Genomic DNA, 24,939 nt, shown 5'->3' on the forward strand with positions numbered 1-24,939 from the left:
CGGCGCGTCCGCTGTTGCCACGGTTGGGTCCGTCTGGGTGGGGTAGACCCGGTCTGCCACGCGGGCCGTCCTCGGCCCAACCGCGTGGTCAGGGCTGCCGGACGCGTGGGGGGCGATGTCGGATGGATCAGGGCGGTTGAGCCCGCCGGAGATGTCCGGCGGGATCGTGGAGCTGCGGGTCCACGGGGTGTCCGGTGCCAGTCCCGACCAGGTGTTGGACCTGCGGCAGATAGCGCAGGTGGCGGGCGACCGCAGCGGGGGGTTCTACCGGGCCCGCCCGCACGGCTCGGACGACAACGGCCCGCGAGGGGTCACGCTGGAGGCGTACCGCTGGGGTGACCTTCCTTCCGGGACCGTGGCCCGCACGCTGGCGCTGGTGTTCCTGCTGCCGTTCATGCTGGCCAACCTGGCCATCTGGATGCGCCCGGCCAACCCTGGCTCCGGGACGGTGGTCAAATCCCTGTGCCGGGTGCTGGCGCTCACGCTCACCGCGCTCTACGTGCTCGCCATCACCGGCGTCACCCTGGACCTGATCGCCTCGAAGTGCATGACCTCGGCCCGCTGCCTGGCCGGGCGCAGCTGGTTGTCCTGGTTGCTAGGGCAACCGGTCGGACTGCGGCTGGCGGTGCTCGCGCTGGTCCCGGCGGCCGCCATCGGCCTGATCTGGCGCCTCAGCAACCGCCCGGGGAGGACGTTCGAGGCGTTTCAGGCGCCCGAGAAGGCGGTCTCCGATCATCCGCTCGGCGCGGTCGGCCAGTGGGACGCCGAACCGCTGGTGGGTCGGCTGCGCTCCATCCACGTGGCGGCGGCGTTCGCGACACTCGACCTCACCCTGCTCGCTGCCCGAGTCGCAACCGGCGCCTCGGCCGTCACGGTCGTGCTGGCCGTGGTCACCGGGGCGGTCCTGGTCGCCTGCGTGGCCCTGCTCTGCACGCCCCCGATCATCGATCGGGCCGAAACCGACCGGCGGCTCGACCGGGTCACCCGTACGCTGCGGACGATCGCCATCATCCTGACCATCGTGGTCCTTACCCACGTGCTGGCCAGCACCGCGCCGTGGCACGAGCGGGGCGGCCTACCGGGCTACGACGCAATCATGACCTGGCTGTTCGTCGCCCAGACCACGCTGCTGGCCGCCCTGGGCGTGGTGCTGCTCTGGCGCCGGGACCGGCGGCGGGACGTCACCCCACTGTTCGGGCTGGGGGCGCTGGTGATCGCCGCCACCGCGGTCAGCCTGGGGGTCGCCTACTCCGCCGAACTGGTCCACCGGGTGGCGGATTTCCTCGATCGCGACCTGCCGACCGGAGAGGGCATAGCCAACGTCTCGCCCCGGGCGTACACCTGGGCGATCTACGGCTTCTTCCGCGCGGTGCTGATCACGCTGATCGTCGCGGGCCTGATCATCCTGATCTCCCGCCGCGGCCGGTTCCGCGCCGCGACGGCGATCGTCGCGCGCGACTACCCCGATCCGCCCCCGCAGACCGAACCCCGGCTACGGCAGGTGCGGCAGGCGATAGCCCGGGCCCGGTTCACCGAGAAACTGGTGCCGTTGGCCGTGACCTACGGATGCCTCGCCGGACTCGGCACGGCCACCACCACCATCGGCCTGCTGGGGCTGTTCCCGAGCGCCGCCATCGAGCGGTACGCCGGGGTGCCGGCCGACTTGATCACCATCTTCATCGCGTTCGGCAGCTGGCTGATCGCGGCGATCATCCTCATTCTGATCATCGCCGGAGTCTTCGCCTACCGGAGCGTCCCGTTCCGGCGCCACGTCGGCGTCCTCTGGGACCTCGCCACCTTCTGGCCCCGGGCCGCCCACCCGTTCGCGCCACCCTGCTACGCGGAACGGGCCGTGCCGGAGCTGACCCGACGGATCAGGTACCTGGTCTCCCAGGGCAACGCGGTGCTGCTCACCGGGCACAGCCACGGCTCGGTCCTGCTCGCCGCGACGGTGCTCCAGTTGCCACCGGAGGTCGGCAGCCGGGTCGCCCTGCTCACCCACGGGTCGCCGCTGCGCAGGCTCTACGGGCAGATCTTCCCCGCCTACGTCGACGACGCGGCGCTGTGGGAGATCGGGGGCCGGATCGGCTGGCGGTGGGTGAACCTGTGGCGCGACACCGACGCCATCGGCGGCTGGACCTTCTCCCCCCACCGGCCCGGGGAGCGGGCCACCGTCGAAGGCCCGCCGGCCGCGGTGGACCGCCGACTGCGAGATCCCGTCGATGTGGTGACGCCGCCCAGCGACAGCGTCCCCCCACCGATTCAGGGCCACTGCCCCGACGAGTCCGACGAGTCGTTCGCCGCTGCGGCGCGTGAGCTGGTGCGGCGCCTCGGCGGGCCGGTGGATCCGCCCGCCACGGCGACGTAGTGGAGGTCCCGCTAGGCCGTCCGCGCGCGCCAGTCGTCCAGACGCGTATCGGCGACGCGGGCGCCGTCGACGGGGACGAGGGAGCGCTCGCCCAGGCTGGCGCCGAAGTACCGGGCGCCGGGATCGGTCACCACCGAACGGGAGTCGGAACGGGCCACGAGAACGGATCGGCCCAGCTCGTCGAGGCGGAACTGCTCCGGCCCGGCGATCTCGACCGTACCGTTCGTCGGCGCGCCGACCGCGACCTCGGCCACCGCGGACGCGACGTCGTCGGCCGCCATCGGCTGGATGAGCACCGGCGCGAGGCGTACGGTGTCGCCGTCCGTGGCGGCGTCGATGATGCCCTGGACGAACTCGAAGAACTGCGTGGCGTGCACCAGCGAGTAGGGCAGCCCGGACGCGGCGATGAGCTTCTCCTGGGCGACCTTGGCCCGCATGTACCCGCTGTCCGGAAGCCGGTCCGAGCCCACGATGGAGAGGGCCACGTAGTGCCCCACCCCGGCTTGCGTCGTGGCGGCGAGGAGGGTCCGGGTGGACGTCTGGAAGAACTCCAGCACGGCGGCGTCCTCGAACGAGGGGGAGTTCGACACGTCGACGAGCACATCGGCGCCGTCGAGCACCTCACCCACCCCTTCACCGGTCAGCGTGTTCACGCCGGTCTTGGGCGACGCCGGGACGGCCTCATGACCCTGCGCGCCGAGTTTGCCCACCAGCTTGGAGCCGATGAGGCCGCTACCGCCGATAACGACGATCTTCATGAACCAGCCTTCCTGCTGTCAGCTGACGGATCACGGGGCGGACGGGGTCACGACGACATCAGGCTACGCACCTGCGGACAGGTGGCGCGTAGACATCACGGCTCATGATTGTGTGCCTGATGCACCATGGGAGACCGCGCCCGTCGCATCTGGAGGTCGTCCTGGCCACGGTGTCCCACCCGGTGTTCGCCCGGGTCTATGAGCGGCTCAGTATGGTGATGGACCGCGCCGGCACCGCGGAGCACCGGCGGAGCACCGGCGGAGTCTCGTCGCCGGCCTGTCCGGCCGGGTGATCGAGATCGGCGCCGGCAATGGCCGCATGTTCCCCCACTACCCACCCAGGGTCACCGAGGTCGTCGGGGTCGAGCCGGAACGACGTCTGCGCGCCGCAGCCATCCGGGCCGCGCAGACAGCGCCGGTGCCCGTGATGGTCGTTGACGGTCTGGCCGAGGCCCTACCGGCCAGGGACGGCGAGTTCGACGCGGCGGTGGTCGCGTTGGTGTTGTGCACCGTGCCCGATCAGGCGGCCGCGCTCGCCGAGATCGACCGGGTGCTGCCCCCCGGCGGTCAGCTGCGGTTCTTCGAGCACGTCGCCGCCGAAGGCCCGGGCGGTCTGCGCCGGGTCCAACGGCTGTTCGACGCGACGCTGTGGCCGAACCTGTTCGCCGGCTGCCACACCGGCCGCGACACCACCGCCGCCATCAGCGCGGCCGGGTTCGTCATCGAGGAGTTGCACCGGTTCCGGTTCCCGGCCGGCAGCAACAGCCCGTCCTCGCCCTGCGTCGTCGGAGGCGCGATCAGGCCGGCGCCGAACGCCCGGTAGCGGGGATGGCCGGTCGGCTGTCGTCGCCACCTCCGCTGCCGCCGGCGGTGAATCCACGTCGGACCGGTCTGGCAACCGGACGATCTGTGGTCGCCGGGCTGATGCGATGAACACGAGGCCGGCAATGAGGACATGAAGTTTCGTTCCATTCGTACTGGTGATACTAATTGCCCCATTTTGGCGGCATAAGGGCACCCAACGTGATGTGGTGGTCAGCGCACTTGTCTGCGCCATTCAGACCGTTCGCGCAGGAGCGACTCGCGAGACGCGTCCTGCGGGTAGTACCCACGGAGGGTGTTCTGTGACAGCAAAACCTCATCTTCGCCTACGGCGTGCGGTCTTGCCGACGCTCGCGGCTTCCGCGGCCGCCGCCGTCGCAACCAGCTTGCTGCTCTTCAACTCGACCGCAGCCAACGCGCAGGAAGCACCGGTGGGTCTGGGGACGTCGGCGAACTTCTCCGTCCTGGCCGGGGCCGAGCCCACCAACACCGGCCCCAGCTTCCTGGCCCAGAGTCTCGGCCGGTACCCGGGCAACACCCAGTCGGGCTTCGAGACGGCAACCATCGGCGGCGAGGTCCACCTCGGCGACGCGGTCGCCCTACAGGCCCAGAGCGATCTGACCACCGCATTCAACGACGCTGCCGGCCGGACCCCGTTCACAGTCCTTCCGTCAGAGCTCGGCGCCGGCAACACGCTCAACGCCGGGGTCTACCGGATCGGGGCCGCGGAGCTGACCGGGTCCCTGACGCTCAACGGCCAGGGCGACCCGGCGGCCGTGTTCATCTTCCAGGTCGACTCCTCGCTGACCACGGCGTCGAACAGCAGCATCATCCTGATCAATGGCGCCTCGGCCTGCAACGTGTTCTGGAAGATCGGCAGCTCGGCAACGATCGGCACGGGGACCTCCTTCGTGGGCACCATCATGGCTCAGGCCGCGATCACGATGGCCACAGGCGCGAGGCTCCAGGGCCGCGCGCTGGCGAGAACCGCCGCCGTCACCCTCGACAACAACGTCATCACCGCACCCATCTGCGCTGGGCCGACCGGCCCGCCGGGACCGTCCGGCCCACCCGGACCGTCCGGCCCGCCCGGTAGCCCCGGAGCACCGGGCAGCCCCGGAGCACCCGGCAGCCCCGGAGCACCCGGCAGCCCTGGTGCGCCAGGCAGCCCCGGAGCACCCGGCAGCCCTGGTGCGCCAGGCAGCCCCGGAGCCCCAGGTAGTCCCGGAGCGCCAGGCGCACCCGGTGCACCGGGCAGCCCCGGCGCACCAGGCAGCCCCGGCGCGCCCGGTAGTCCTGGAGCCCCGGGAGCCCCAGGTAGCCCCGGATTCCCCACGAAGCCGGGCGACAAGGTCCTGCCGGTAACCGGTAGCGGCGTGATTCCGGCCATGACGGGCATCGGAAGTGTCATGGTCGCCCTGGGCGGGCTCGTCTTCTTCCTCGCCCGGCGTCGACGCCAGGAGTCCTGATCGGTGGCCCGGCCGGCGACCTGCCGGCCGGGCCCCCGCCATCTTGACTGTTCTCGAAACGCCACCAGTGAGAGCGGGCCGCCGCCCTGCACGCAGCGTCATCCGGACCGTGACACACGATCCGACGGCTGTGCGCGGGGTGGCGGCTCGCTCGGCTCGCCCGGTCTGTCGCGGCAACGTACGCGACGAAGGAAACTCGCTTGCTGAACGCGCCGGGCGCCGCCAGAGTGGTGTCCATGACGTACTGACGGGCAACACTCCCCCGCTCCGAGCCACCCTGGCGACGCCGCCCGGTGCCGTGATGCCGTCCGTCCCTGCGTTTCGCGAGAAGTGAGCATCCTTGTCCCAGCACCACTCCCGTCGGGAGTCCCTGCACCCGTCCACTCCGGCGACCGTCTCGGTGTTCGCCTCCCCCGCGAGTTGGATCGAGTCCGATGCCCTCGCGCAGTGCCAGCAGGTGGCCGCCCTCGACGGCATGATCCACGTTGCCGCCATGCCGGACCTGCACCCGGGCAAGGGTGCACCCATCGGCGCCGCCATGGCGTCGACCGTTTTGTACCCGTTCCTGGTGGGCTCCGACATCGGCTGCGGCATCGCCGTGTTCCCCATCCGGCTCAAGCGCGTCGTACCCGAGCGGCTCGCCGCGCGGTTCCCCGACCTCGACCGTGCGCTGGACCGCGAGCGGGACGCCGACGACCCGGCCTGGGCCGTCGTGCGGGACGATATTCCCGCCGGCCACCTGGAGGGCCTCGGGACGGTCGGCCGGGGCAACCACTTCGTCGAACTCGCGCGCGTCGACACCGTCTTCGACCCCGGTCACGCGACCCGTCTCGGGCTCGACGCCGGTGACCTCGTCCTCATCGTCCACAGTGGTTCCCGTGGCCTGGGCGAGCGGATCCTGCGGGCGCACACCGAGGTCCATGGCGCGGGCCCCACCCCCGATCCCGCCGCCTACCTGGCCATGCATGACGACGCGGTGCGCTGGGGATCGCTCAACCGGCGGTTGCTGGCCGCCCGGGTCGCGTACGCCCTGGGGGCCGAGCCCAGCGAGCCGATCGTCGACCAGTGCCACAACCTGGTCGAGGTCCGCGACGGGGTCTACCTGCACCGCAAGGGAGCGGCACCGGGCGACGGTCGCGACGTCCTCATCGCCGGTACCCGGGGCACCTCGTCCTACCTCGTGGCGGCCCACGCCGGACCGGACGCCAACCACTCTGTCGCGCACGGCGCGGGCCGCAAGATGTCGCGCGCCGACGCCCTGCGCCGCGGCCGGGCCAAACACACCGTCGACGAGCTGCGCCGCACTCCGGTGGGGTCGCTGGTGGTGTGCGGCGACCGTCAGCTGCTGTTCGAGGAGGCGCCCACGGCGTACAAACGCATCGAGCAGGTGATCGCCGACCTCGTCGACCACCACCTGGCCACGCCGGTGGCCACCACCACTCCCCTGGTCACGTACAAGACGCCGGATCCGGGGCTGACGCCCCGGCCGGACCGCCGCGACCAGCGCCGCAGGCGAGGCCGGGTGTGAGCGTGCATCTGTTGTTGTCGGCCGGGCGTGGCCCGCAGGAGTGTGCCTGGGCGCTGGCCCACCTGCTGCGCCGCCTGGAGGGCGAGGCCACCCGGCAGGGCCTGACGGTTCGGCGGGTCCGGGCCGTACCCGGTGACCGGCCGGGCACCTACCGGTCGGTTCTGATCCAGATCTCCGGTGCGGCCGCCGAGGCGTTCAGCTCCTCGTGGACCGGAACCCTGTGCTGGCAGGCGCCCAGCCCCTACCGGGCGAGCGCCGGCCGGAAGAACTGGTACGTCATCGCGCAACCGCCCCAGCTCGACACCCCGCCCACGACGTTCGCAGAGGCGGATGTCGACATCGTCGCCTGCCGTACCGGCGGCCCCGGGGGCCAGCACCGAAACAAGGCGAGCACGGCGGTACGGGCGACGCACCGCCCCTCGGGCATCGTCGTCGTGGTGGACGACGAGCGACAGTTCAGCCTCAACCGGCGCATCGCCCTGCGCCTGCTGCGGCAGCGCATCGAGCGCGGCGACGAGGCGGCCCGTCGCGCCGTCACCACCGCCCGTTGGCGCGTCCACGACGAACTCGTACGCGGCAACCCCACCCGCGTCGAACGCCCGGAGCCATCGGAACAGGACACCCCCAGGCAGCGTTCGCGGCAGCGATGACGGGGTCCGTTCGCACCAGCGACGGGATCAGACCTGCAGCACCGCGTCGGCAAACGCCTGGGGGGGCCTCCTGCGGCAGGTTGTGCCCGACTCCGCCGCCGATGGTCCGGTGTTCGTACCGCGTCTTACGTGTGCAGGCGCAGGCCGTGGCGGCGACCCTCGTAGGGTGATGGCATGGCTGAGCGATCTCTGACCTTGATGGCGGTGCACGCGCATCCCGACGACGAGGCGACGAGCACCGGTGGTGTCCTTGCGCGCTATGCGGCGGAAGGGATCTCCACGGTGCTGGTGACCTGCACCGACGGGCGATGTGGCGACGGTCCCGGCGGGGTCAAGCCCGGCTACCCGGCGCACGACCCGGCCGCGGTCGTGGCGATGCGCCAGGCCGAGTTGGAGGCCAGCTGCGCGGCGTTGAAGGTCACCCACCTGGAGACGCTCGGCTATGCCGATTCCGGGATGATGGGCTGGGCGACGAACGACCTGCCCGGCGCGTTCTGGACCACGCCGGTCGACGAGGCCGCGGACCGGCTGGCGGCACTGATTCGCCAGTACCGGCCGGACGTCGTCGTCACCTACGACGAGAACGGCTTCTACGGCCACCCGGATCACATCCAGGCCCACCGCATCACCATGGCAGCTGTCGCGAAGACGGACGTTCCCGCGAAGGTGTACTGGACCACGGTGCCTCGGACGGCGTTCACCGAGTTCGGCCGGATCATGCAGGAGCTCGGCGTCGAGTGGGCCGAGCCGGACGCGTCGGGCGAACCGGAGCCGGAGCTCGGCCTGCCCGACGACGAGATCACCACCTGGGTGGACACCAGCACCTACGGCGAGCAGAAGTTCGACGCGTTGGCCGCGCACGCCAGTCAGACCGAGAACATCTTCTTCCTGCAACTGGGCAGGGAGCGGTTCACCGAGCTGATGGGCATGGAGACCTTCGTCCGGGTCCGTGACACCACCGGCGCGCCGCTCCCCGAGGACGACCTCTTCGCCGGACTGCGCTGACCCGTTGCCGCCTGACGCGGCGCCGCACGCTCCACACCGGGGCAACGATCACGATTCCAGTCGACCCGTGGTGATGGTGACATCTCGTGCGTCCCCGGGCGGGACCCTGGTTACCTGACCGCCGTGGGGGTTGCCATCGCCTCGGGACTGTCGACGATGCGGGTGGCCCACCGCTTCATGAGGGCGGTGTCGTGGGTGATGAGCAGGACGCCGGCGTGGTGCTGCCGCTGGTAGGTGGTGATGACGGCGGCGACATGGGCCTGGGTGGACGCGTCGAGCATGGCGGTGGCCTCGTCGCAGAGCAGGTAGTCCGGCTGGTGGACGAGGGCGCGGGCGAGGCAGGCGCGTTGTAGTTGCCCGTCGCTGACGGCGTGCGGCCGTCGGGTGAGCAGATCCGGGGTGAGCCCGACCAGGTCGGCGAGCTCTACCGTGGCCGCGCGGGCCGCGGTGTCGGAGGTGCCGGTGGCGCGCAGGGGTTCGGCGATGATGTCGGCGAGACTGAGTCGCGGGTCGGCGGCGGCGCGGGGGCTCTGGAACAGGATCGCCACCCGGGTACGGACGGATGCGGGGACGCGGTGGCGTGCGCCGGTGACGCGGACGCCGTCGATGCTGACGTGACCGCCGCCGGGCTGGTGCAGGAGCGCGAGGACGCGGACGAGGGTGGACTTGCCGCTGCCGGAGGGTCCCCGCAGTCCCAGGGTCTCGCCGGGGACGAGGCGCAGATCGACGCGGTCGAGGACCCGCTGCCGGCCGTAGGAGACGGTGACCTGGTGGGCCGCGAGTCCGCGCTCGTTCATGTCTCCGCTCCGATCCGGTGATGACAGGCGACCCGGCCCGCCCCGGCGTGGGTGAGCGCGGGCAGCCGGTGACAGGTGTCGGTGGCGCGATCGCAGCGGGGTGCGAAGGCGCAGCCGTCGGGCAGGTCGGTGAGCATGGGCGGATGGCCGGGAACGGGTCGGAAGGACCGGTCGGGCAGGGCGTCCAGCAGTGCCGCGGTGTAGGGGTGCGCGGGGGCGGTGAACAGGAGGTCGCTCGGGGCGTGTTCGACGATGCGGCTGGCGTACATGACGGCGACGGTGTCGGCGACGCGGCGGGCGGCGGCAAGGTCGTGGGTGATGAGCAGAACGGCTGCCCCGGTGTCGCAGCGGCGGCGCAGCAGATCGAGGGTGTGGTCGACGAGGGGTCGGTCCAGGCCGGTGGTGGGTTCGTCGGCGAGTAGCAGCGGCGGGTCCGGGGCCAGGGCGAGCGCGGTGACGAGTCGTTGGGCCATGCCGCCGGAGAGTTCGTGGGGGTAGCGGTCGAGGTCGGTGGGGTCGAGGCCCACGTCGGTGGCGAGTCGGTCGGCGCCGGCGGACGCGGCGATGCGGGTGTGGCCGTGGGCACGGAGGGTCTCGGTGAGCAGGCGCCGGCCGGTGCGGACCGGGGTGAGCGCGGTGGCAGGGCTCTGTGGAACCAGGCCGACGGCCCGGCCTCGGACCTGCCGGGCGAGGTGCCGTTCGCCGCAGCCGAGCAGGTCGACCGCGCTGTTCCCGGTGTGCAGTCGGGCGCTGCCGGTGATGGTGGCGTTGGCGGGCAGCAGGCCGAGCAGTGCGTACGCGAGCACCGACTTGCCGCAGCCGGATTCGCCCACGACAGCGAGGAGTTCACCCGGCCGGACGGCCAGGTGCAGGTCGGTGACGGCATGCACGACAGCGCCGCGCAACTGGAAGCGGACGGTCAGACCGTCGATGTCCAGCAGCGGGTGCCGGGTGCCGCTGGCGGTGGCCGCGGGTGCGGCGGCGGGCGTGGCCATCACAGGTTCAGCTCCGCCCGGACGCGGGGGTCGAGTCGATCACGCCAGCGGCCGCTGAGGGTGGCGAGGGCGAGGGTGACCACGATCAGGACGAGCCCGGGCGTGAGGCTCGCCCACCACGCGCCGGTGAGCAGGGACCGCTGCCCGTCGTTGATCATGTTGCCGAGTGAGGCCAGGTGCGGGGGCAGGCCGAGGCCGAGGAACGACAGGGCGGTCTCGTGCCAGACGGCGTGCGGCACCATCAGCGTGGTCGCGAGCGCCAGTCGGGGCAGGACGTGTGGGAGCAGGTGTCGAGTCAGGACGCGAAGGCGGCTGGCGCCGCCGGAGACCGCGGCGTCGATGAAGGGCCGGGTGCGCAGGCTGAGCAGTTCCGAGCGGACGATCCGGGCCGTGGACAGCCAGTGGGTCAGCCCGATCGACAGGATGACGGCGCCGAGGCTGGGACGCAGCATCGCGACGATGAAGATCCCCAGCAGCAGGTGCGGCAGCGCCCCGACGGTGTCGACCAGGCGCATCAGCGCCCTGTCGGTGCGTCCGCCGACGGTGCCGGCGACCGCGCCGACGAGACCGCCGATGACGGTGGCGACCAGCGCGGCGACCGCGCCCACGAGCAGGGAGACGCGCAGGCCGTAGAGGCTGCGGTGGGCGACGTCGCGGCCGAGGTCGTCGGTGCCGGCCGGGTGCGCCCAGGACGGGGCGAGTCGGGTACGCGCCAGGTCGACCGCGCTCTCGTCGAGCGGCCAGATCGCGGGTGCGAGCAGGCAGGCGGCCACCGCGACGGCGAGCACGACGCTCGCGATGAGGACGCCGGCGCTGGGCAGCTTCACCGGCGGGCGGCGGGTGGCGGGGATGGTGTGGGCGGTGTCAGTCATCGAGGCGTACCCGGGGGTCGGCGGCGGCGTAGGCGAGGTCGGTCACGAGGTTCGCGGCCAGCACCACGACCGTCGTCGCGAGGGTGGTCGCGGCGAGCAGGGGGAAGTCGCTGCCCAGTGCCGCCTGGACGGTGACCGCGCCGAGCCCGGGCAGGGAGAACACCGTCTCCACCAGGACGGCGCCGCCGACGAGCTCGGGCAGGTGGGTGCCGACCAGGGTGAGGAACGGCAGCAGCGCGGTCCGCAGGGCGTGGCCGAACAGCACGGTGCGGCCGGGCAGGCCGCGGGCGCGGGCGGCCAGGACGTGGTCGTCCCGGAGGCTCTCGGCGACCGCGTCGCGGATGAACAGCACGAACCACGGCGCCTGCGCGACGGCGAGCACGCCCACGGGCAGGATCAGGTGCCGCGCCACATCCGCCGGGTCCGTTCCGGTGGCGGTGATGCCGGTGAGGCCACCGGCGGGCAGCCAGCCGAGGGCGAGGGCGAACAGGGCGATCGCGGCCAGTCCTAGCCAGAACACCGGCATCGACTGCACCGCGTACGCGCTCGCTCGCAGTCCCCGGTCGAGCCACCCGCCGCGCCGGTACGCGGCGAGGGTGCCCAGCAGCAGGCTCGTCACCAGCACCAGGGCCAGGGCAGCGCCGACAAGCAGCAGGGTCCAGCCGGCGCGTGCGGCGAGGACGGAGGTCACCGGTTCGTGGCGGCTGGTGGACCACCCGAGGTCTCCCTGGAGCAGGTGGCCGACCCAGCGTGCGTACTGCACCGGCAGCGGGTCGTCCACTCCCCAGTTGGCGCGGATCTGGGCGAGGTTCTCCTCGCTGGTGGTGAATGCCGCCGCGCCCGCGTACTGCTGGGCGGGGTCGATCGGCGACGCCGCGCCCAGGGCGAACATGCCGGCGCTGGTGGCGGCCAGCACCGGTACGGCGACCAGTAGCCGGCGGCGGACCACGGCGCCGACCCCCGCCAGTCGACGGGAGCGCCGGCGCGGGGGCGGCGCGCCCGGCCGGACAGGCGTGGGTGTGCTCACGGCTTCTTCGTCCAGGTGTGGATGTTCCACCACAGACTGTTGGCCACGTCGTGCTCGTGCGGCTCGACCCGCGCCGCGACGCCGGTGACGGTGGCGCTGACGACATAGGTGTGCTGGAGGTACGTGAGGAACACCCACGGCACGTCGGCGGCGATCTGCTTCTGGAACGCCGAGTAGGCGGCCTGGCGGCGAGTCGGGTCGGCGTGGTCGCGGCCCTCCTGCAACGCCTGATCCACGGTCGGGGACCGGTACGAGCCGGGATTGAAGAAGCCCTGACCGGCGAAGGCGGAGCCGAACAACTTGTAGGAGACGAAGTCCGGGTCGTACGGGGTTCCGTACCCCATGACCAGCGCGTCGTTGCCCATTCGCGGGGTGATGGCGTCCCAGGTCAGGCCCTCCGGGGTCACCTTGATGCCGACCTTCCTCGCATCCGCCGTCACGGCGAGGGCCAGCTCCTTGCGCAGACTGTCGGTGGCCGGATACATGAGCGCGAACGCCGCCGGCCGGCCGTCCCTGGCCCGGATGCCGTCCGGGCCGGGCTTCCAGCCCGCAGCGTCGAGCAGGGCGGCCGCGGCATCGGGGGCGGCGCCCGCCTTCCCGGCGATCGACGGCTCGGCGAACGGCGACGACGGTGGGACCGGCCCGAACGCGGGCTCCCCGGCCCCGCCGAGCACCCCGGTCACCAGCGCCGCCCGATCCACCGCGGCGCTCAACGCCCGACGCACGGCCACATCCCCGGTGACGGGGTTGCCCATGGGCAGCGTCACCCCGCGGTAGTCGGCCGTCGGGACCTTCTGTACGCGGTAGCCGGCCTGCCCGTCGAACCCGGCGGCCAGCTTCGGCGCGAGCTCCGCGACGTCGAACTCCCCCGCCCGGGCCCGCTGGGCGCGGACGTTGTCGTCCGCGACGAAGGCCACCACGACGCCCTTGTTCGCCGGCCGGCCGGCCCAGTACTTCTGGTTGGCCGACAGGACGAGGCGGTCGCCAGGCGTCCAGGACTTCACCTCGTACGGGCCGGTGCCGACGGGCTGGCGATTGAACGCCGCCTTGTTGATGTCCTGCCCGGCCAGGACCTTGGCCGGCACGATGCCCAGCGTCAGCCGTTGCAGGAACGGTGCGTACGGGTACTTCAGCCGGAACACCACGGTTGCCGGGTCCGGTGCCGTGACGGAGACGAGCATGTCGAGGTCGGAGCGGAGCGTCGAGTCGACCTTCGGATCCAGCACCGACTGGTAGGTGAACACCACGTCCTGCGCGCTCAGCGGGCTGCCGTCGTGGAACAGCACGCCGTCGCGCAGCTTCGCGGTGACCGTCTTTCCGTCGGCTGACAACGTCGGCAGGTCCCGGGCCAGGGCCGGGACGAGCCGGTTGCTCTCGTCGCGGCTGACGAGGCCGTCGAAGATCAGCGACCCGCCGTCCACGCCGTAGTTCAACACCGGGTTCAGGGCGTCCGGCTCGCCGGCCGTGGCGACGACCAGGGTGTCACCTCCCGGCGCCGACGGTGTCGTGGACGGCGCGGAACAGGCGGCGAGGGCGAGCACGGCGACAGTGAGGGCTGTCAGCCGGGAGGTCACGTACCGCAGGTCGGGCAGCGTGTGGACGCCCACTCACAACTCCTCGTGGTCCAGACGACGTGCGGAGCCGGTCGCCCTGACAGGTGCAGCGGATCGTCGCCGCGCCAGGGTGACCGGCCCTACCCGGCCGGACGCGCCGGTCGGGTCCGATGAAGAGGATCATCACTGCTGCCATGTTGTCGCAACTGCCAAGAGTTTGCAATAAGCCCCTGGTGTCGCGGCTGCGGCAACGCCGACTCCGCCGGGGCCAGGCCCGGCCGCTGCTGTGGCTCGGGACGTCGCCCTGGCCGGAATCGTCACCCCGCCGCTTCGGGTGGCCCCGCTCAGTGGGTGCCGAGGATGAGATCGGCCGCGCGTTCTCCGATCATCAGGGTGGGTGCGGCGGTGTTGCCCGCGGGCGTCGTCGGCATGACCGAGGCGTCCGCGATCCGCAGCCCGGTGACGCCGTGCACGAGCAACTGCGGGTCGACGACGGCCAACGGGTCGGTGCCGATGCGCGCCGTACCAACCTGGTGGTGACCGCTGCCCGCCGAGGCCCGCACATAGTCGCGGAGTGCGTCCCGGCTGACGCGGTCGTGGCCGGGGTGGACCTCGGATGTGATCCAGTCCGCCAGCGCGGGGTGTCGGGCGATGTCGCGCAACGATTCGAGGTGGTCGACGATGGCCTCGATGTCGCGGGGATCGGACAGGATGCCGGGATCGACGAGGAGCGGGTCGCCGGGGTTCGCGGAGCGCAGTCGCACCTGGCCGTGGCTGTGCGGGTGCAGCAGGATGGCCAGTGCGGTGAACCCCTGCTCCGGCAGGTTCTCCGCGATGGTGGAGTAGACGAAGGAGAGGAAGACCGCCTGACGGTCGGGCTCGGTCGCCCCGGTGCCTCCGGAGTCGGCGATGACCTGCGCCTCGATGCCGGTCATCCGGGGTGTCGGGACAGCGCGGCCACTCTCCCACACGACGGGGCTGGCGACGTGGTCACGGAGGTTCCGCCCGACGCCGGGCAGGTCCGCCACCACCTCGATGCCGTGCTGGCGCAAGTCGGCGGAGGCGCCGACGCCGGACAGCATGAGGAGCTGGGGCGTGCCGAAGGTGCCGGCGGAGAGCACGACCTCCCGGTCGGCGCGGATGACGTGGCGCTCGCCGTCGTGGACGTACTCCACCCCGACCGCCCGACCGTTCTCGATGACGATCTTCGTAACCAGCGCGTCCGTGATGACCCGCAGGAGCGGGGAGTCGGCCACCGGGCTCACGTATGCCCGCCATGCCGTCACCCGGTTCCCGTCATCGACGGTGGCCTGGGTGTAGCTGACACCTCGGCTGTCCCCGGCGTTGTAGTCGTCGTTGAAGCGATGCCCGGCCTGGACCGCGGCGTCGACGAAGGCGGTCACCAGGGGGTCCGGGTCGGTGTTGCGGTGCACGCGCAGCGGGCCGTGGGCGCCGCGAGTGGGGTCGGCCGCCCCGTCGTAGTTCTCGAGCCGGCGGAAGTACGGTTCGACCTCGCGCCAGGACCAACCGGTGGCACCGGCGGCGGCCCACGCGTCGTAGTCGCTGTGCGCACCACGGATGTACAGCATGCCGTTGAGGATCGTGCTGCCGCCGAGGCTCTTGCCCCGGGGCTGGTAGAGCACGCGGTCGTTGGCGTGCGACTGCGGCACGGTGGACAGCGCCCAGTCGACCTCACTGGCGAAGAGGGCGCCCGCACCGAACGGGCTGCCGATCTCGGGCCGCCCGTCCGCAGGGCCGGCCTCGATGACGGCGACGCGGTGCCCGGCGTCGACGAGCCGCCGCACGACGACGGAGCCGGCGGTCCCGCCGCCGACGACCACGACGTCGGCGCTTTCGGTGGTTGTCATGTTCGTGCCTCTTTCGGCTGATGGGGCTGGTCAGCAGGCCAGCACTCCGACAAGTATGTGCCGCAAATAGTTTGTTCGACAACCGATGTTCCGATCAACACACCGCCTGCTAGAGTGGGAACATGTCCGACATCGACCCGTGCGAGCTGCCAGCCGACCGCCAGCGCGGTTCGAACTTCGGGTGGTCCCTCGGCATGGTGCTGCGCCGCTGGCACGAGTACGTCGAAGAGGCGCTGAAGGACCTGCCCCACGGCAGCCGCGGCTACCACATCCTGGCCGTGGTCGTCCATGAAGAGGTGCCGACACAGGCGGCCCTGGCGTCCCGGCTCGTGATCGACCGCAGTGTCCTGACGTACGTGATCGACGACCTGGAGAACGCCGGCCTCATCGAGCGGCAGTTGGACCCCCGCGACCGGCGCGCGCGCCGGATCGTGGCCACCGAGCGCGGGCGGCAGGCACTCGCCGACGCCGAGAAGCGGGTCGCACACGCCGAGGACCACGTGCTGGCCGGGCTGCCCGAGGAGCAGCGCGCCACCTTCCGCGACCTCGCCGACCGCGCCGCCGAGGCGATCCAGGCCGCCGCACCCGGCACCGACCCCTGCGCCGCGGTGAGCAGCGTCATCAGCCCGACGGATCAGTCCCCGCGCTGACGCGGGCCCGGACCGACCTCAGGCGCCATCGTCGGTCCCCTCTCCAGCCTGCTCGGCAGGCGCCGGTGGGATGGGGAAGTTGCGGTTGAAGACGTTGTCCGGGTCGTACGTCGCCTTGACGGCGCGCAGCCGGCTGAGGGTGGGCTCGGGGAAGGCGTCCAGGAGCCGCTCCGGGCTGGTGTCGGACTCGAAGCTGAGGTACATGCCGTCGAGGTGCTCGTACAGGTCGGCCCAGAGCTTGTCGAGCCGGAGCCTGCGGTCCGGGACGGTGGCGGCGAGCACGGAGAAGTTCTGATCCCGGTGCGCGTAGGCGGTGGCCTCGCGGGCGATGTCGTTGACCGCTCCCCCGACGGACCGGAACTGCATGACCATCACGTCACCGGAGCGGATCATCGTCGCCATGACCTCCGCGGCCTGCGGTGTGATGTGATGCAGCAGGCCGCTGTGGCTGTCCGACAGCCCCTGGCCCCGATGCTGGTTGCCGGGCGGTGCGACGAGCGCCGGATACGGCGCGAGCTGGGCCTGCTGGTCGAGGATCGGCCCGATCTCCAGGAACGGGCTCAGGGCGGCGTGCGCCGCCTCGATGTCGTCACCGGCGTAGACCAGGGTGACCTGGGCCATCGGTGGGTTGCCGCGGCGTCCGGGGAACAGGGAGAGAAAGCTGGTCAACTCCCGCGGCGCGTCCTCGATGAGCCGCCCCCAGCGACCGAGCAGGTCGGCGGTGTCGCTCGCGTCGACCACGAGCTGGGCGAACACGACCTTGTCGACCTCGTACGCCTCCAGTTCGAGGGCGGTGACGACGCCGAAGTTGCCGCCGGCGCCGCGGATCGCCCAGAACAGGTCGGGGTGATGGTGTGCGTCCACCCGGAGCAGGTTCCCGTCCGCGGTGACGATCTCGGCGGCGACGATGTGGTCGATGGTCAGGCCGTACCTGCGCACCAGGTATCCGACGCCGGCGGTGGTGGCGAGTCCACCCACACCCACGTCGCCGTAGTCCCCCGAGCTCATCGCCAGCCCGTACGGGGCGAGCGCCTGGGCGACGTGTCCCCAGCGGGCGCCCGGCTCGAGGCGGATCCGGCGGGTGGACCGGTCGAGCACCTCGACCTTGTCCATCGTGGACATGTCGATGACGACCCCGCCGTCATTCGTCGACCGGCCACTGATGCCGTGCCCACCGCTGCGTACGGCGAGCGGAAGCTGCTGCGTCCGCGCGTAGGTCACGGCGTCGACCACCTCGGCCGCGTCCCGGGGGCGGATCACCAGGGCCGGTGATCCCTGCCAGCTGTAGCTGTGGCGCACCCGCTCGTACTCCGGGTCGCCGGGCTCGACGGATCTGGTGGCCAGCGACGCGGGCAGGGCGTCGTAGCCGACGCCGGGCTGGCGCTTGGCCAGGGCGACGCTCGACCGGACCCGGCCGGTCGTGGTCGTGCTTTCCGAGCGTGCCTTGGCCACGGCCTCCCGCAGCGCGGGGGCGATCTCCTGCCCGAGAACCTGGATGAGGCGTGGATCGTCGCGGCCGATGAGGAAGGTGCTGAACCCCTCGTCGAGGACCAGCGGGAGGAGCTGGTCGACCCACTGCTCGGCCGGCCCCTGGAGGAAGCCGCGGCTACGCGACGACACGTCGACCGTGAACACGTTGAGCAGCCGGCGGATCTGTCGCGGGTCGCGTCCGGCCGCCACCGCCGCCTCGTCGATCAGCCGGTTGGCGGTGGTCCGGTCCGGCGACCGGAGGTACTCCTGCGTCGGCAACCAACCGTCGGCCTTCTGGCCGGTCAACGCCAGCATCCGAGGCTGATAGGCGCCGAGCCAGATGTTGATGTCGTGCTCCGGTGCCGGGCCGCGCTGCATGCCCGGAACCGGGTAGTACTTTCCCTCGCGCTGGAGCGGCCCGGCGGCGCTGTCGTCCCAGACGCCGCGCAGGACGTCGATCGCCTCGCGCAGCGCGTCGACGCCCTGCCCGGCGGTCAGCCGGCGCGCGCCCATCCCCTCGACCCCGTCCCAGAAGGCGCCGGCGCCAAGGCCGAGCTCGAACCGGCCGTGCGACAGCCGGTCCAGGCTCGCCGCGGCCCGGGCCAGGACGGCCGGCGGGCGCAGCGGCAGACTCAGGACGTTCCCCGAGATCCGTAGCCGCTCGGTACGGGCGGCCACCCAGCTCAGCAGAGTCCAGGTGTCGAGGTACTCGGCGTTGTAGGGATGGTCCTGGAAGGTGGCGAGGTCCAGCCCCGACGCCTCGGTCAGCTCAGCCAGCGCCACGACCCGGTCCGGGTCGTGCGCGCTCGGCGTGAGGAACGTCCCGAACAGGAGGTCGTGTCCGTAATCGGGCATTGCCGTACCCACCAATCTGCTTCTCGTCGGTCAACTTCTGTTGATCCACAACTTATTTGCTCGTCCGCACATTCCGCGCCGATCAGCAAATGTGTTGGTCACAACATGAGTTGTCGAACAAACGGTTGGCGCGCATGCTCGGACACCTACAGGGCGTCCGCACCAGGACGCGCTGACCGTCGAAGCGAGGGATCATGGGAACACTTACCGGCCAGGTCGCCGTCGTGACAGGCGCTGCCCAGGGCATCGGGGCCGCCATCGCCACGAACCTGGCCGCGGCAGGCGCCGCGGTGGTCGTCAACTACTACCCGGGCGACACGGACCGGGCGGCCCACGTGGTGACGAACATCGAGGAACAGGGCGGCAGGGCGATCGCCATCGCTGCCGACGTCACCAAGGCACCGGATGTGGAGAGCATGTTCCAGCAGGTGGTCGCCGAGTTCGGGTCAGTGGACATCCTGGTGAACAACGCCGGCGTCTACGAGTTCGGCGCGCTGGAGCGCGTCACCGAGCGGGACTACCGGTTCCAGTTCGACGTGAACGTACTCGGGGTCATCCTGGCGACCAGGGAGGCCGTGCAGCGCTTCGGCCCGAACGGTGGCAGCGTCGTCAACATCAGCTCGACCGCCGTGCACATGTCGCAGCCGAATCTGATGATCTACACCGCCACGAAGAGCGCCGTCGAGGCCATCACGCGCGTACTGGCCAAGGAGCTGGGCCCACGGCAGATCCGGGTCAACGCCGTGGCGCCCGGCGGTACGGAGACCGAGGGTGGGCACGAGCACGGGCTCATCGACAGCCCGTACATCAGAGAGCTGGTCGCGCAGACTCCGCTCGCCCGACTCGGGCAGCCCTCGGACATCGCCGGCGTCGTGACCTTCCTCGCCGGCCCGGAAGCCCGGTGGCTGACCGGAGAGGTCATCCTGACCTCGGGCGGCCTGCGGCCGTAGGGCGCGTCCACCACGCCGCCCCTGAATTGACAGCTCATCGACGCGCTGCTATTTGTTAACAGAGTTTCCTGATGCTCGCGGCGCCCTCGGGGTTCGGTCCGCCGCACGGGGGCCACCGACCCGCCGGCGGCACGCCGCCCCGTCCCCGAGGAGCATCATGCTTCGCAAGAGGTCAGCCGCCTACGTCGTGGGCGCGCTGCTGGTCGGCACGGCGGCCCTCGGGTACGGCCTGCCGTCGGCCAGCGCGGCGGCCGCCGGCCCGATCACCGGCCTCGGAGGCAAGTGCGTCGACGTGGCCGGGGCCAACCCGGCCAACGGCACGCCGGTCCAGCTCTACGACTGCAACGGCAGCGCGGCCCAGACGTGGACGGTCGGCAACGCCGACGGCTCGATCCGGGCACTCGGCAAGTGCCTGGACGTCACCGCCGCGTCGACCGCCGACGGCGCCAAGGTGCAGCTGTACGACTGCAACACCACCGGCGCCCAGAAGTGGACGGCCAACAACGGCGCGCTGATCAACACGGGCTCCGGCAAGTGCCTCGACGTCACGGACCGGAGCACCGCGAACGGCGCCCGGCTGCAGATCTGGAGCTGCTCCGGCGCCACCAACCAACGGTGGACCCTGCCCGGTGGTGGCACCCCCACCCCGACCGTCCCGGCTGGTCGCAACCTCGACGACCCGGCGAAGAAGGACGCCGCCATGCAGCTCGTCTCGGCCGCGGAGAACTCGTCGCTCGACTGGCGCGCGCAGTTCTCCTACATTGAGGACATCGGCGACGGGCGGGGCTACACCGCCGGCATCATCGGCTTCTGCTCCGGCACCGGCGACATGCTCGAACTGGTCGAGGCGTACACCCGCACCAAGCCGGGCAACGTGCTGGCCCCGTACCTGCCGGCGCTGCGTTCCGTCAACGGCACCGACTCGCACGCCGGCCTCGACCCCAACTTCCCCCGCGACTGGCGGGCCGCGGCCACCGACCCAGTCTTCCGAGCCGCGCAGGAGGCCGAGCGGGACCGGGTCTACTTCAACCCGTCGGTACGCGACGGCAAGACCGACCAGGTTCGGGCGCTCGGCCAGTTCGCGTACTACGACGCGGCGGTGATGCACGGGTACGAGGGCATGCGGGCGATCCGCAACCGCGCCCTGGCCCGGGCGAAGCCACCGCCCCAGGGCGGCGACGAGCGCGCCTGGCTGCACGCCTTCCTCGACGAGCGGGTCATCGAGATGAAGAAGGAAGCGGCCCACTCGGACACGTCCCGCGTCGACACGGCCCAGCGGGTGTTCCTCAACAACGGCAACTTCGACCTGAACACGCCGCTGGTGTTCGCCGTCTACGGGGAGCAGTTCCGCATCGGCTAGGCGCCCTTGCCTTGACGCCGGCGACAAGGTTTAGCGTGGTCGCGACGGGCTGGCGGAGGGGGTCGGATGCTGATCGGTGAGCTGGCTGAGCGGGCCGGCACGAGCACGCGCGCCCTGCGCTACTACGAGGCGCACGGGTTGGTACGCCCAGAGCGCTCCGCCAACGGCTACCGCGTCTACGACGAGGCGGAGCTTCGGGTCGTACGGGAGATCCGGGCGCTGCTCGACGTCGGCTTCGGCCTCGACGACGTCCGCCCGTTCGTCGCCTGCCTCCGGGCCGGCAACGCGTCCGGCGACGTCTGCCCGGACTCGGTGACGGTGCTGCGACGCAAGCTCGCCGAGGTCGACGCCTACCTCGACCGGCTCGGGGCGGTACGCCGGCAGCTCCACACCCAGCTCACCCACGCCATCGCGCATCGGGAGGAACCATGCCCCAGGAAACGGCACTCGGCTCACTAGTCACCGTCACCGACGACACGTTCGCCGAGCTGGTGCTGGCCAGCGACCGGCCCGTGGTGGTCGACTTCTGGGCCGACTGGTGCCCGCCCTGCAGGGCGATCGAGAAGAGCCTGGCCGAGCTGGCCGGGGAGTTCGGCGGGCGGATGGTCGTGGCCAAGCTCAACTCCGACGAGAACCCGGAGGCCACCCGGCGGTACGGCGTCATGTCCCTGCCAACCCTGCTGGTGTTCCGCCAGGGCGAGGTCGTCGGCTCGACCGTGGGCTCCCGGCCGAAGACTCACCTGCGACAGACCCTGACCACCCAGGCCGGCCTGTAGCTCGGTCAGCGTCGGTTGAGTTCCGCCTCGAGTCGCTGGATGAGCGTCTTGCGGGCTTTGCCGCCGCGCTCGTTCCGCAGGGCGGACCTGAGCTGTCGCGTGTCGAGGCCACGGACCAGCTTGGCCGCCTCGGCGACGGACATCTCCGACATCCGTCCGGCCGTCGTGGCGTCCCGGCGGGCACGCTTGGCCGGCCCCGTGTTGGCCACGAACTGCCTGCCGGTCCGCGACGCCTTCCGCTTCTTGGTGTCGGTGGCGCGCTTTTCGTCCTCCGACAGCTCCTCCCAGGCCTTCTTCGGCAGGTAGCGACTGGTTGTGTCGCCGCGCCGGGCCCGGGTGTCGCCCTCCCTGGTCTGCCAGTCCTCCGCGCCCCACCGTTGCAGGGACTTCTGCCGCTCGTCCTTGGGGCCCAGGAACCCCCCGCCGCGCCTCTTGTACTCCTGAGTGACCAGTTGTGACTTCCGCGCCGACCACTGCCCCGGTCTGCCGCCCTTGTCGGAAGCCTTGATCTCTTCCTTGATCTGTTCTCTGAGCTCGGGCTTCGTGTACTGAGCCATAAATCGCAGCTACCCGTGGCCGCACCGCATATGCCTCCTGCGCGGCGGCTTGACCTCAACCTCGCACGAGGTTCTAGCCTGCTACACGGAGGTACGGCATGAGCATGGAAGTTACCGCGTGGATGTCTCTGCACCACGCGATGAACGCGCAGGACGAACGACCACTGTCCCGGGCCACCTTGAAGCGCATCGCGCGGTTCGCGCGGCCGCACCGTAGTTTGATCATGAGGTTCCTGCTGTTGAGCGTGGTGACGGCGGTCCTCACGGTGGCGGCGCCGGTCCTCGCCGGTCGGGTGGTCGACGCGATCGTCGACGGCGCCGACAGCGGCATCGTGATCCGGTTGGCGGTGCTGATCGCGGTGATCGCCCTGGCCGAAGCCGGCCTGGGTCTGGTGACGCGGTTCCTGTCCGCCAGCATCGGTGAGGGCCTGATCGTCCAGCTGCGGACAGCCGTCTTCGACCACGTCCAGCGCATGCCGGTGGCGTTCTTCACCCGCACCCGTACGGGTGCGCTGGTCAGCCGATTGAACAACGATGTGATCGGCGCGCAACGGGCCTTCAGCGACACCCTGTCGAGTGTGGTCGGCAACGCCGTCACACTGCTCCTGACGCTGGCGGTCATGCTCAGCTTCTCGTGGCAGATCACGCTGCTGGCGCTCGTACTGCTGCCCATCTTCGTCCTCCCGGCCCGGCGGATGGGTTCGCGGCTCGCCCAGTTGCAGCGCGAGGCGGCCGAGCACAACGCGGCCATGAGCACCCGGATGACCGAACGCTTCTCCGCACCCGGCGCGACACTCGTCAAGCTGTACGGGCGTCCGGCCGAGGAGTCGGCCGAGTTCGCGGCGCGGGCACGGCGGGTGCGCGACATCGGCATCCGCGCCGCAATGCTCCAGTGGGTCTTCATCACCGCGCTCACCGTTGTCGGCTCGCTGGCGCTGGCACTGGTCTACGGGCTGGGCGGCCTCTACGCCCTTCGGGGCAGCCTCGACGCCGGCACCGTGGTCGCGCTCGCGCTGCTCCTGTCACGCCTCTACGCGCCGCTGACGTCGCTGGCCAGCGCCCGGGTCGAGGTGATGAGCGCGCTGGTGAGCTTCGAGCGGGTTTTCGAGATCCTCGACCTCAAGCCACTGATCCTCGACAGGTCCGACGCCCGGCCGCTCCCCGACGGACCGGTCGCCGTGGAGTTCGACTCGGTCCGGTTCGGCTACCCGTCGGCCGACAAGGTGTCGCTCGCGTCCCTCGAGGATGTGACGAAGCTCGATACGCGCGGCGGCGAGGAGGTTCTGCACGGCGTGTCGTTCCGTGCCGAAGCGGGGCAGATGGTGGCCCTTGTCGGCTCCTCCGGAGCGGGCAAGTCGACGATCGCCCAACTCGTGCCGCGCCTGTACGACGTCGAGGATGGCGCGGTGAAGCTCGCCGACGTCGACGTACGCGACCTGTCGGCCGAGTCGATCCGAACGGCACTCGGCGTGGTGACCCAGGACGGGCACCTGTTCCACGAGAGCATCCGCGCCAACCTGGTGTTCGCCCGGCCGGACGCGACCGAGGAGGAGATGTGGGACGTGCTGCGCCGGGCCCGGCTCGACACCCTGATCCGCTCACTTCCGGACGGGCTCGACACCGTCGTCGGTGAACGCGGGTACCGCCTGTCGGGCGGCGAGCGGCAACGGCTCACCATCGCGCGGCTGCTGCTGGCGCGTCCCCGGGTGGTCATCCTCGACGAGGCAACGGCGCATCTCGACTCCACATCGGAAGCCGCCGTGCAGGCCGCCCTCGCCGAGGCCCTGACCGGCCGGACCAGTGTGGTCATCGCGCACCGGCTGTCCACCATCCGCGCGGCCGACCAGATCCTCGTCATCGAGGACGGACGCGTCGTCGAACGCGGGCGGCACAGCGAGCTACTCGCCGCCGGTGGCCGGTACCAGGACTTGTACCGCACCCAGTTCGACCAGGACGAGCCGGTGGTCCAGGAGGAGCGCGTCGCGGCCGTCTGAGGAACGCCGTCGTACCGCCGCCCGCCACGGTGAGCCCGTGGTGGGCGGCGGCAACCCGGCGTCAGTCGTCGTCGCCGGACTTGTCGTCGTCATCGTCGTCCCTGTCGTCGCCGTCGTCGTCCCGGTCGTCGCCGTTGTCGTCCCGGCCGTCGTCATCGTCGTCGACCGGCTCCTGCTCGGCCTTGAGCACCGTGCCGTTGTCCCGGTCGACGTCGACCTCGTGCTCGGTGTCGCCCGCGACGATCTCGACGCTCCAGACCGGCCGGCCGTGCTCCTGCTCGGCCTCCACCTCGACGATCTGACCACCGCCGGCCCTGGCGAGCGCGATCTCGCCGGCGCGCTGCTGGTCGACGGCCCCGCCGGCCGACGGGCTGCTGGTCGACGGCGTACCGCTGGAGGGCGCGCCGCTCGACGGCGCGCCGCTGGTGCCCGGCGCCGGGCTGGTCCCGCTGTCGTCCGGTGCGCCCGTGACCGTCGGGTCGACGGTGGCAGCGGCGAGTGCCGTGCCGGTGGCCCGCGAGTCGCCGGCGGCACCGACGCCCACGGCGACCCCGGCCACGGCCAGCACCGCCGCTCCGCCGACCGACGCCAGGAGCAGAGAGGTGCGCTTCATCG

Annotated in this window: 22 protein-coding genes; 12 read left to right on the forward strand and 10 right to left on the reverse strand. The window is 71.5% G+C overall.

The features are described 5' to 3' along the window. Positions 1-136: 136 nt before the first annotated feature. Entirely contained in the window at positions 137-2,368 is a 2,232-nt protein-coding gene (locus KBX63_RS05920) for a hypothetical protein (RefSeq protein WP_247661751.1), read from the forward strand. A gap of 11 nt (positions 2,369-2,379) precedes the next feature. Here the strand turns inward: KBX63_RS05920 and KBX63_RS05925 are convergent, their stop codons facing one another. Beyond that, positions 2,380-3,126, reverse strand: coding sequence for an SDR family oxidoreductase (locus tag KBX63_RS05925; RefSeq protein WP_210909017.1), 747 nt, complete (start codon positions 3,124-3,126; stop codon positions 2,380-2,382). A 319-nt stretch (positions 3,127-3,445) separates the two neighbouring features. Between KBX63_RS05925 and KBX63_RS05930 the strand changes: the two genes are divergently transcribed. The 5 genes from KBX63_RS05930 (at position 3,446) to KBX63_RS05950 (ending at position 8,600) form a co-directional block, all read left to right on the forward strand. Further along, positions 3,446-3,949: a class I SAM-dependent methyltransferase gene (locus KBX63_RS05930; protein WP_247661752.1), complete on the forward strand. Its 504-nt coding sequence runs from the start codon at positions 3,446-3,448 to the stop codon at positions 3,947-3,949. 340 nt (positions 3,950-4,289) lie between these two features. Beyond that, positions 4,290-5,417 carry an ice-binding family protein gene (locus KBX63_RS05935; RefSeq protein ID WP_247661753.1) on the forward strand — a complete coding sequence of 376 codons (1,128 nt, stop codon included), beginning with the start codon at positions 4,290-4,292 and terminating at the stop codon, positions 5,415-5,417. A gap of 340 nt (positions 5,418-5,757) precedes the next feature. Next, the gene (locus tag KBX63_RS05940) at positions 5,758-6,945 is read left to right on the forward strand and encodes an RNA ligase RtcB family protein (protein ID WP_210909021.1); all 1,188 of its coding nucleotides are present in this window, start codon (positions 5,758-5,760) and stop codon (positions 6,943-6,945) included. After that, positions 6,942-7,595: a peptide chain release factor H gene (gene prfH, locus KBX63_RS05945; RefSeq protein WP_210909023.1), complete on the forward strand. Its 654-nt coding sequence runs from the start codon at positions 6,942-6,944 to the stop codon at positions 7,593-7,595. Before KBX63_RS05940 ends, prfH begins: the two co-directional genes overlap by 4 nt. 174 nt (positions 7,596-7,769) lie before the next feature. Continuing rightward, positions 7,770-8,600, forward strand: a complete 831-nt coding sequence (locus KBX63_RS05950; RefSeq protein ID WP_210909025.1) for a PIG-L family deacetylase — start codon at positions 7,770-7,772, stop codon at positions 8,598-8,600. A gap of 110 nt (positions 8,601-8,710) precedes the next feature. Here KBX63_RS05950 and KBX63_RS05955 read toward each other — a convergent pair whose 3' ends face one another. From KBX63_RS05955 to KBX63_RS05980, 6 genes are all read right to left on the reverse strand, one after another. Then, positions 8,711-9,397: an ABC transporter ATP-binding protein gene (locus tag KBX63_RS05955; protein ID WP_210909027.1), complete on the reverse strand. Its 687-nt coding sequence runs from the start codon at positions 9,395-9,397 to the stop codon at positions 8,711-8,713. Beyond that, positions 9,394-10,392, reverse strand: coding sequence for an ABC transporter ATP-binding protein (locus tag KBX63_RS05960; protein WP_210909028.1), 999 nt, complete (start codon positions 10,390-10,392; stop codon positions 9,394-9,396). Before KBX63_RS05960 ends, KBX63_RS05955 begins: the two co-directional genes overlap by 4 nt. Then, entirely contained in the window at positions 10,392-11,264 is an 873-nt protein-coding gene (locus KBX63_RS05965; protein WP_210909029.1) for an ABC transporter permease, read from the reverse strand. The genes KBX63_RS05960 and KBX63_RS05965 overlap by 1 nt, the downstream gene beginning before the upstream one ends. Beyond that, complete coding sequence (locus KBX63_RS05970) at positions 11,257-12,291, reverse strand: ABC transporter permease (RefSeq protein ID WP_210909030.1); 1,035 nt, start codon at positions 12,289-12,291, stop codon at positions 11,257-11,259. The genes KBX63_RS05965 and KBX63_RS05970 overlap by 8 nt, the downstream gene beginning before the upstream one ends. After that, positions 12,288-13,898, reverse strand: a complete 1,611-nt coding sequence (locus KBX63_RS05975; protein WP_307871631.1) for an ABC transporter substrate-binding protein — start codon at positions 13,896-13,898, stop codon at positions 12,288-12,290. The genes KBX63_RS05970 and KBX63_RS05975 overlap by 4 nt, the downstream gene beginning before the upstream one ends. A 290-nt stretch (positions 13,899-14,188) precedes the next feature. Next, entirely contained in the window at positions 14,189-15,712 is a 1,524-nt protein-coding gene (locus KBX63_RS05980; protein ID WP_210909034.1) for a GMC family oxidoreductase, read from the reverse strand. A gap of 122 nt (positions 15,713-15,834) precedes the next feature. On the opposite strand from KBX63_RS05980, the gene KBX63_RS05985 reads away from it, so the two are divergent. Next, positions 15,835-16,362, forward strand: a complete 528-nt coding sequence (locus tag KBX63_RS05985; protein WP_210909036.1) for a MarR family winged helix-turn-helix transcriptional regulator — start codon at positions 15,835-15,837, stop codon at positions 16,360-16,362. A gap of 18 nt (positions 16,363-16,380) precedes the next feature. Here the strand turns inward: KBX63_RS05985 and KBX63_RS05990 are convergent, their stop codons facing one another. After that, positions 16,381-18,687, reverse strand: coding sequence for an LLM class flavin-dependent oxidoreductase (locus KBX63_RS05990; protein ID WP_210909038.1), 2,307 nt, complete (start codon positions 18,685-18,687; stop codon positions 16,381-16,383). Positions 18,688-18,881: 194 nt separating this feature from the next. On the opposite strand from KBX63_RS05990, the gene KBX63_RS05995 reads away from it, so the two are divergent. From KBX63_RS05995 to trxA, 4 genes are all read left to right on the forward strand, one after another. Next, positions 18,882-19,637, forward strand: coding sequence for an SDR family NAD(P)-dependent oxidoreductase (locus KBX63_RS05995; RefSeq protein ID WP_247661754.1), 756 nt, complete (start codon positions 18,882-18,884; stop codon positions 19,635-19,637). Positions 19,638-19,794: 157 nt separating this feature from the next. Next, a complete protein-coding gene (locus tag KBX63_RS06000) occupies positions 19,795-20,997 on the forward strand; it encodes a chitosanase (RefSeq protein ID WP_210909042.1) in 1,203 nt (400 codons plus the stop codon). 66 nt (positions 20,998-21,063) lie between these two features. Next, positions 21,064-21,456: a MerR family transcriptional regulator gene (locus KBX63_RS06005; RefSeq protein ID WP_210909044.1), complete on the forward strand. Its 393-nt coding sequence runs from the start codon at positions 21,064-21,066 to the stop codon at positions 21,454-21,456. Continuing rightward, positions 21,426-21,773: a thioredoxin gene (gene trxA / locus KBX63_RS06010; protein WP_210909046.1), complete on the forward strand. Its 348-nt coding sequence runs from the start codon at positions 21,426-21,428 to the stop codon at positions 21,771-21,773. The genes KBX63_RS06005 and trxA overlap by 31 nt, the downstream gene beginning before the upstream one ends. Before the next feature lie 5 nt (positions 21,774-21,778). Here trxA and KBX63_RS06015 read toward each other — a convergent pair whose 3' ends face one another. Next, a complete protein-coding gene (locus KBX63_RS06015; protein ID WP_210909048.1) occupies positions 21,779-22,330 on the reverse strand; it encodes a DUF5872 domain-containing protein in 552 nt (183 codons plus the stop codon). 98 nt (positions 22,331-22,428) lie between these two features. On the opposite strand from KBX63_RS06015, the gene KBX63_RS06020 reads away from it, so the two are divergent. Continuing rightward, complete coding sequence (locus tag KBX63_RS06020; RefSeq protein ID WP_210909056.1) at positions 22,429-24,324, forward strand: ABC transporter ATP-binding protein; 1,896 nt, start codon at positions 22,429-22,431, stop codon at positions 24,322-24,324. A 61-nt stretch (positions 24,325-24,385) separates the two neighbouring features. Here KBX63_RS06020 and KBX63_RS06025 read toward each other — a convergent pair whose 3' ends face one another. Beyond that, complete coding sequence (locus KBX63_RS06025; RefSeq protein WP_210909058.1) at positions 24,386-24,937, reverse strand: PepSY domain-containing protein; 552 nt, start codon at positions 24,935-24,937, stop codon at positions 24,386-24,388. Between the last annotated feature and the right edge of the window lie 2 nt (positions 24,938-24,939).

This window comes from Micromonospora sp. U21 (genome assembly GCF_018070045.1).
Lineage (GTDB): Bacteria > Actinomycetota > Actinomycetes > Mycobacteriales > Micromonosporaceae > Micromonospora.

Bases quoted from the DNA above. Each gene is read 5' to 3' on its own strand.
- KBX63_RS05960 (WP_210909028.1), bottom strand. From the start codon at position 10,392: ATGGCCACGCCCGCCGCCGCACCCGCGGCCACCGCCAGCGGCACCCGG.
- KBX63_RS05950 (WP_210909025.1), top strand. From the start codon at position 7,770: ATGGCTGAGCGATCTCTGACCTTGATGGCGGTGCACGCGCATCCCGAC.
- trxA (WP_210909046.1), top strand. From the start codon at position 21,426: ATGCCCCAGGAAACGGCACTCGGCTCACTAGTCACCGTCACCGACGAC.
- KBX63_RS05930 (WP_247661752.1), top strand. From the start codon at position 3,446: ATGTTCCCCCACTACCCACCCAGGGTCACCGAGGTCGTCGGGGTCGAG.
- KBX63_RS05925 (WP_210909017.1), bottom strand. From the start codon at position 3,126: ATGAAGATCGTCGTTATCGGCGGTAGCGGCCTCATCGGCTCCAAGCTG.
- KBX63_RS05965 (WP_210909029.1), bottom strand. From the start codon at position 11,264: ATGACTGACACCGCCCACACCATCCCCGCCACCCGCCGCCCGCCGGTG.
- KBX63_RS06015 (WP_210909048.1), bottom strand. From the start codon at position 22,330: ATGGCTCAGTACACGAAGCCCGAGCTCAGAGAACAGATCAAGGAAGAG.
- KBX63_RS06000 (WP_210909042.1), top strand. From the start codon at position 19,795: ATGCTTCGCAAGAGGTCAGCCGCCTACGTCGTGGGCGCGCTGCTGGTC.
- KBX63_RS06020 (WP_210909056.1), top strand. From the start codon at position 22,429: ATGAGCATGGAAGTTACCGCGTGGATGTCTCTGCACCACGCGATGAAC.
- KBX63_RS05995 (WP_247661754.1), top strand. From the start codon at position 18,882: ATGGGAACACTTACCGGCCAGGTCGCCGTCGTGACAGGCGCTGCCCAG.
- KBX63_RS06025 (WP_210909058.1), bottom strand. From the start codon at position 24,937: ATGAAGCGCACCTCTCTGCTCCTGGCGTCGGTCGGCGGAGCGGCGGTG.
- KBX63_RS06005 (WP_210909044.1), top strand. From the start codon at position 21,064: ATGCTGATCGGTGAGCTGGCTGAGCGGGCCGGCACGAGCACGCGCGCC.
- KBX63_RS05980 (WP_210909034.1), bottom strand. From the start codon at position 15,712: ATGACAACCACCGAAAGCGCCGACGTCGTGGTCGTCGGCGGCGGGACC.
- KBX63_RS05990 (WP_210909038.1), bottom strand. From the start codon at position 18,687: ATGCCCGATTACGGACACGACCTCCTGTTCGGGACGTTCCTCACGCCG.
- KBX63_RS05955 (WP_210909027.1), bottom strand. From the start codon at position 9,397: ATGAACGAGCGCGGACTCGCGGCCCACCAGGTCACCGTCTCCTACGGC.
- KBX63_RS05985 (WP_210909036.1), top strand. From the start codon at position 15,835: ATGTCCGACATCGACCCGTGCGAGCTGCCAGCCGACCGCCAGCGCGGT.